Below are 5913 nucleotides of genomic sequence, written 5' to 3' on the forward strand. Positions count from 1 at the left end.
CCGGCGAAGCACCACAGCAATACGCCGCCCACCATGGGTACCGCCACCGTGGCGACCAGCACCGGCAGCAGCTCACCGGACCAGAACTCGCCGACATTCGGGCCGAGCAGCGCCGGCAACACCGAGAACAGCGTCTTCATGAAGAGATAGAGACCCAGCAGCCGGATCAGCAGGATGGAGAAGGGCTTCATGGGGCCTCCCGGGAAACCGCCAGTCCGCCTGGCAGGTGCAGCGTCCCGCCTCCCACGATCACTGCCGCTCCTGCAATGCGGATCGAAAGATCATCTTCGGTGCGTTCCGCCTCGGCATGAATCCTGCTCGGGCGACCCATCTCGATGCCCTGCTCGATCTGCCAACGCCATCGGCCAACCCCCTTGGTCTGGGCCAGGTGCCCCGCCAGCGCCGCCGCCGCACTGCCGGTCGCCGGGTCCTCGCGCACGCCTCCCGGGGTGGAAAACATACGGGCTCTCACGACCTGTGTTGCATCAATCGCCTCACAGGCGAAATGGAGATAGATCTGATCCTGGCCGCTGGGTGACACCCAATCCGCCCAGGCGCCTGGCGCGGGCTGTGCCCGCTCCAGTGCCTCATACGACGCGAGCTCGATCAGATGATAGGGCAGCCCGCAGGAGGCGAGCACCGGCTCGCTCAGGACCTGATGCGCCTCCAGCCCCAGCAGTTCCGCGGCGGTGGCCTGGGTCAGGGTGCTCGCCAGGATGCTGACGGGTTCTGCCGTAGTCAGGCGAGCCAACGCCTGATCGAACTCCACGACCAGGGGACCGACGCCGGCCTCGAGCACCAGCGGGCATCCCCGCTCGGCCATGCCTCGCTCCACCAGCAGGTGAGCGGTGCCTATCACCGGATGGCCGGCGAAGGGCAGCTCCCTGGTGGGGGTGAAGATGCGGATGGGATAGCGATGCTGGCCGGTTGCCTCGCCGACGAACACCGTCTCGGAGAGATTCAGCTCGTTGGCGATGGCCTGCATCATGCCGGTATCCAGCCCCCTTGCCTCGGGGAATACCGCCAACGGGTTGCCGGCAAAGGCCCGGTCGGTGAAGACATCGAGCAGGAAGTAGTCAATCATGCTCCCCCGCCTGAGCCCCGATGAAATTCCTCCGGGAACCCTCGTTGACTTGAAACTGATCCGGATGCCGCATTGCGCCTCCTGGTTTTCATGACACCAATCTCATTCCAGCGAGCGATATGAGCCCTCTCTTTCCTGCTCATCACCCTATCATTCTCACGGTCTAGGCTGAATATCTCATGGCGATTTCCAGCGTGATGCACAGGGAGTCCAGCTCCTCCTGCAATGCCGCACTCCTGACCTCTTTTATTGACCTGCTCAGATCCCCAACCAGCATTTCGAGCCAAAACCTTTCGATCATCAGCCGATGAAAACCTGCCTTTCCTGCCACCGCTTCAAAGGCGGGAGCCTGGTCCTGGAACGGATATCCATACCGCAGAATCAGCCTCGCCTCTCTCCCCGAAATTTCAATCTCAACGTCATCCGACAACCTGGATCCCTCCCATTTCTATAAAAAACCAGATGGAAACAAGGGTGAGCCCCCGATTCTCCTCATGGCGGAAAGGCCTCGTTCAGCCACTTGATGAAGTTGCGCTTCTGCCTGAATTCGGTGCGCAACTCCTCCAGAGCCGCGGCAAATGCACGATGCTGCTCCAGCGTTTCGAGCGTGCCATGCAGCTCACGCAGCTGGGCGATGGCGCGGCGATAACTCTTGTTGTCGGTGTTGCTCACGTCGCTACGGGCCAGGCGAACATAGAGCGGTAGGCTCTGGTCGGGATTGCCCAGCTGCTGGGCCAGCTTAAGCAGCAGGCCAGCGGCCACCGGCCGGTCCGAGCTGAATGCCAGCGCCTCCTCCAGACGGTTCTCGTAGAGGTAGATCTCAAGCAGGCTATTGACCACCTTGGGCGCATAGCCCCAGGGCGCCTCGGGTGCCTTGTCGATCTGCTCCCTGAGCCAATCGTGGGCACGCTGCCGATAATCGGTGGCCAGGCCATGCTCATCGACCAGCTCGAGCAGATGCCGATAATCCTCCAGCTGCTGCGTCTGCTGATAGATCTGCCACTGCAGCTGCCCCGCCGTTTCGGTTTCGCCGCGATGCAGCAACAGGCGTATCTGCAGCCGCTCGTGCTCGCGCCGCCAGTGCGGGTAGCGCTTGTCATCCGCCCTGGCCGCCCGGGCCAGCCACAGCTCCACCTGATCCCAGGCGTCGTGCGCGATGCACAGCTCGGCGATCTTCAGGTAGTCCTGCACCTCGGTGGCGCTCTTCTGATGAAGCGCCAGGATGGTGGCGACATCACCGTATGCCTCGGCGCGCTTCAGCAGTGGCTCGCGCAGCCGCTGGTAGCGGAACTTCTCCGACCAGCGCGCCTCGGCGGGCAAGCTCGGCAAGGCGTCCCAGACCTGCTGCAGCAGAGCAAGGTAAGCGTCCATCCCCTCGCTGCCCAGGGCCTCAGCGTAGGCATCGGGAATCTCGGGATAGAAATCATAATTTTCCCCGAAGGCGATCTCGTAGAGATGCGCCGCGAGATCCTCGCCGGACCAGTCGAGCCTTTGTGCGGCCTGCATGTGCAGCCTCTGCAGCGTCTCTTCGCAGTAGAAGCGAAAGCCGCCCGAGTCGTCGATGGTCTCGAGCGCTCGTGCCAGGCGCGACAGGGCGTACTCCACCAGGGTCAGGCAGGTGTCGGGTGGCAACTGCGGCGCCTGCTCGGCAAGCTGTTCGACCAACGCCTCCGCCTTGGCGAAATAGGGCCGCACCTGGCCATAGCGGTGCAGGTGGCGCTTGAGGGGAAAGGCCGCGGTGATGCGCTTCTTCAGCGCCTTGTGGTCGAGTACGCCGAGCACCGCATCGGCACGCAGCGACCACTGATGCCGCCGCACCGGGTCCTCCTCGATCAGCTCGGCCAGTGCCTCTACCAGCGAGGCCTTGTCCAACTGCTGCAGATAGGCGAGCAGGCGGCCTCTCTCTCCCCCCGCCATCAAGCGCTGCTGCTCCTCCTGTTCCGCCCGATAGGCCAGGGCGGTGGCCACGCAGTGCTTGCAGAAATCGATGCCCTCGGAGGCCGGGCAGTCACAGCCGCCCTCCAGACCGCGTGGGTTGAGGCGCAGGATCACCTGATAGCTTTCGCTGCCCACAACCTGCGCGGTGACGGTATTCCCCTGCCGGTTCCAGCCCAGCACCTGGCCATGCCGGAAATAGGCCACGCCGCGCTCGAAGGCGGCCTCGCCGGCGAGCCGCACGAGCTGCTCGTCGGCAAGTAGTGACTCGTCACCCTGCATAGAAACCTCCTTGATATCTCGGCCCTTATCGGGCTCAACTCGTGTTCCCCATGGGGCCATCCCTTGCTTTACCAAAGCTGGACGATGCCATTCTGGGTCATGAGGGGTCCTGATTGAGTATGTCGATGTAGGCCCGGTAGGCGAAGATCCGGTTGCGCTTCTGCCCGGTTAGCTCCTGGACGATGCCGAGCTCGGTTTCCATGGCCGTTAACAGCTTGCCGACCGTGGCGGGTGTGAGCCCAGTACGCTGGCAGAGATGGCCGATATTGGCGATGGGCTGCTGGAAGAGCGCGTCGAGCAGCAACGCCGCCGAGCCGGCCTGGCGACCCAACTCGCCGAGGCGTGCCCTGTCCTGATCGCGCAGTTGGTTGAGATGCCGGGCAGTGGTCACTGCCTGATTGGCGGTCTCGGCCACGGCGTCCACGAAGAACAACAGCCAGGCCTCCCAGTCGCCGGTGACCCGCACCTGCTGCAGGCGCTCGTAGTAGACCTGGCGATGCTTCTTGAAGAACACCGACAGGTAGAGCAGGGGCTCGCTGAGGATGCCCGCCTCCAACAGGATCAGCGGAATCAGCAGGCGGCCCAAGCGCCCGTTGCCATCCATGAAGGGGTGGATGGTCTCGAACTGCACATGGGTCAGGGCGGCCTTGATCAGCGGGTCGGTGGCCTCGGGCATGTCGTTGATGAAGCGCTCCAGCGCCGCCCAGCACTCGGCCAGTCGATGGGACGGAGGCGGCACGAAGACCGCTTCGTCGGGGCGGTGCCCACCCAGCCACACCTGGTTGCTGCGAAATTCTCCTGGTCCGCGGTTGATGCCAGGTCCCGAGGTCATCAGCGCCTTATGGATCTCCATCGCCAGTCGGTAGCTGACGGGTAAGCCCTCGCGGATGCGCTCCACACCCAACGTCAGCGCATCGACGTAGCAAGAAACCTCCTGCACGTCGTCCATGGGCACCCCGGGCATGCCTTCCATCTCGTAGAGCATCAGGTCGCTGAGCGAGGATTGGGTACCCTCGATCTGCGACGACATGACGGCTTCCTTGCATACATAGCTGTAGAGGAAGAGTGAGGCGTCGGGCAGCAGGGTGCTGATGGCGTCGAGACGGCCCAGCGCCAGCATCGCCTGGTTGATGCGCCCCTGCAGCTTGCCGTCCAGCGCCAGAGCCGGCCGTGGCGGCAGCGGGTCGGGGATGAACGCCTGGCAGCGCACGCCGCCGGCGATGCTGTCCTCGTAGTGGCCTGTGAGTCCGCGTTCCATGGGGCTCCCTCTCACCGCTCGAAAGCGGGCTTGGGTAAAATAGCGTCGCGCCTTATTTTAAGTTGCGCCTGAAATTAAAATAAGGCCTGTAGCTATTTAAACTTCGTACCTCTTCACGGCAGCCGTCATGGCGATGCCATCGACAGATCCAAGGGACGTGTCGAAAAAATCGCGTTTCTTGAACATGTCCCGACGATATGTCGATGCCGTGAACACGACGATGTCCCTCCCATCACGCAACAAGCCCGGCTCAATGGCCGGGCTTGTGGCTTCTTCCAGAGGTGGACGCCGGCTCAGCCGAGCCGGTCGTGGCCGTTATCGAGGAAGGGGTAGTCGGTGTAGCCGACCTCGGCGCCGCCGTAGAAGGTGCTGTGGTCGGGCTCGTTGAGCTTGGCGCCAAGGCGGAAGCGCTCGGGCAGGTCGGGGTTGGCGATGAAGGGGCGGCCGAAGGCGATGGCGTCAGCGGTGTTGTCGGCAAGACGCTCGCGGGCGCGCTCGTCGTCGTAGCCGCCGCAGTAGATCAGGCGGCCGCTAAAGCGCTGGCGCATCTGCTCGCGGAAGCCCTCGGGGAAGGTGATATCGCCACCGGCCCAGTTGGGCTCGTTGAAGTGGAGGTAGGCCAGGCCGCGGCGGTCGAGCTCACCGGCCAGGTAGTCGGCCATCGCTTCGGGCTCGTCGTCGGTGAGGCCGAAGAGTTCGATAAAGGGCGTCAGGCGGATGCCGACCCGTGCGGGGCCGAACACCTCGGCGACCGCATCGACCACCTCCAGCGGGAAGCGCGCGCGGTTTTCCAGCGAACCACCGTACCGGTCGGTGCGCAGGTTGGTGCCGGTGGCCAGGAACTGGTTGAGCAGGTAGGCGTTCGCCGCGTGTACCTCGACCATGTCGAAGCCCGCCCGCTTGGCACGGATGGCGGCCTGGCGGTAGTCCTCGACGATGGCGGGGATCTCCTCGGTCGCAAGCGCCCGCGGGGTGCTGGTGGGGTGCGGCCCCGCGCTGCCGTCCTCGAACTCGACGAAGCACTCGGCGCCCTCGCCCTTCAGGGCACTGGGCGCCACGGGCGGCTGTCCGTCGGGCTGCACCCTCTCGTGGGAGACACGCCCCACGTGCCACAGCTGCAGGGCGATGCGTCCGCCCTTGGCATGCACTGCCTCGACGACGCCCTTCCAGCCGGCTTCCTGCGCGTCGGTCCAGATGCCCGGCGTGTAGACATAGCCGCGGGCGGTGGGCGAGATATTGGTGGCCTCGCTGATGATCAGCCCGGCGCTGGCCCGCTGGCCGTAGTACACCTGCTGCAGCGGGCCGGGCACGCTGTCCGGCGTGCGCGAGCGGGTCAGCGGCGCCATGATCACGC

5 protein-coding genes and 1 pseudogene are annotated in these 5913 nt (G+C 64.5%); all 6 read right to left on the minus strand.

The window, feature by feature from the left end; translation table 11 throughout:
• A pseudogene (locus IBX53_RS14065) lies at window positions 1-191 on the minus strand (hypothetical protein); the annotation flags it as partial.
• Entirely contained in the window at window positions 188-1084 is an 897-nt protein-coding gene (locus IBX53_RS14070; RefSeq protein ID WP_290910385.1) for a PhzF family phenazine biosynthesis protein, read from the minus strand. The pseudogene IBX53_RS14065 and the gene IBX53_RS14070, both read right to left, overlap by 4 nt.
• A 163-nt stretch (window positions 1085-1247) precedes the next feature.
• Window positions 1248-1514: a hypothetical protein gene (locus tag IBX53_RS14075; RefSeq protein WP_290910388.1), complete on the minus strand. Its 267-nt coding sequence runs from the start codon at window positions 1512-1514 to the stop codon at window positions 1248-1250.
• 62 nt (window positions 1515-1576) lie between these two features.
• Window positions 1577-3301: a hypothetical protein gene (locus IBX53_RS14080; protein ID WP_290910390.1), complete on the minus strand. Its 1725-nt coding sequence runs from the start codon at window positions 3299-3301 to the stop codon at window positions 1577-1579.
• Between the two features lie 97 nt (window positions 3302-3398).
• A complete protein-coding gene (locus tag IBX53_RS14085; protein WP_290910392.1) occupies window positions 3399-4559 on the minus strand; it encodes a Fic family protein in 1161 nt (386 codons plus the stop codon).
• Window positions 4560-4852: 293 nt separating this feature from the next.
• Entirely contained in the window at window positions 4853-5911 is a 1059-nt protein-coding gene (locus IBX53_RS14090) for an alkene reductase (protein WP_290910395.1), read from the minus strand.
• Between the last annotated feature and the right edge of the window lie 2 nt (window positions 5912-5913).

The sequence above is a fragment of the Halomonas sp. genome, assembly GCF_014859505.1.
GTDB lineage: Bacteria > Pseudomonadota > Gammaproteobacteria > Pseudomonadales > Halomonadaceae > Halomonas.

Coding starts and splice junctions, on each gene's coding strand:
- IBX53_RS14080 (WP_290910390.1), bottom strand. CDS start 3,301: ATGCAGGGTGACGAGTCACTACTTGCCGACGAGCAGCTCGTGCGGCTC.
- IBX53_RS14070 (WP_290910385.1), bottom strand. CDS start 1,084: ATGATTGACTACTTCCTGCTCGATGTCTTCACCGACCGGGCCTTTGCC.
- IBX53_RS14085 (WP_290910392.1), bottom strand. CDS start 4,559: ATGGAACGCGGACTCACAGGCCACTACGAGGACAGCATCGCCGGCGGC.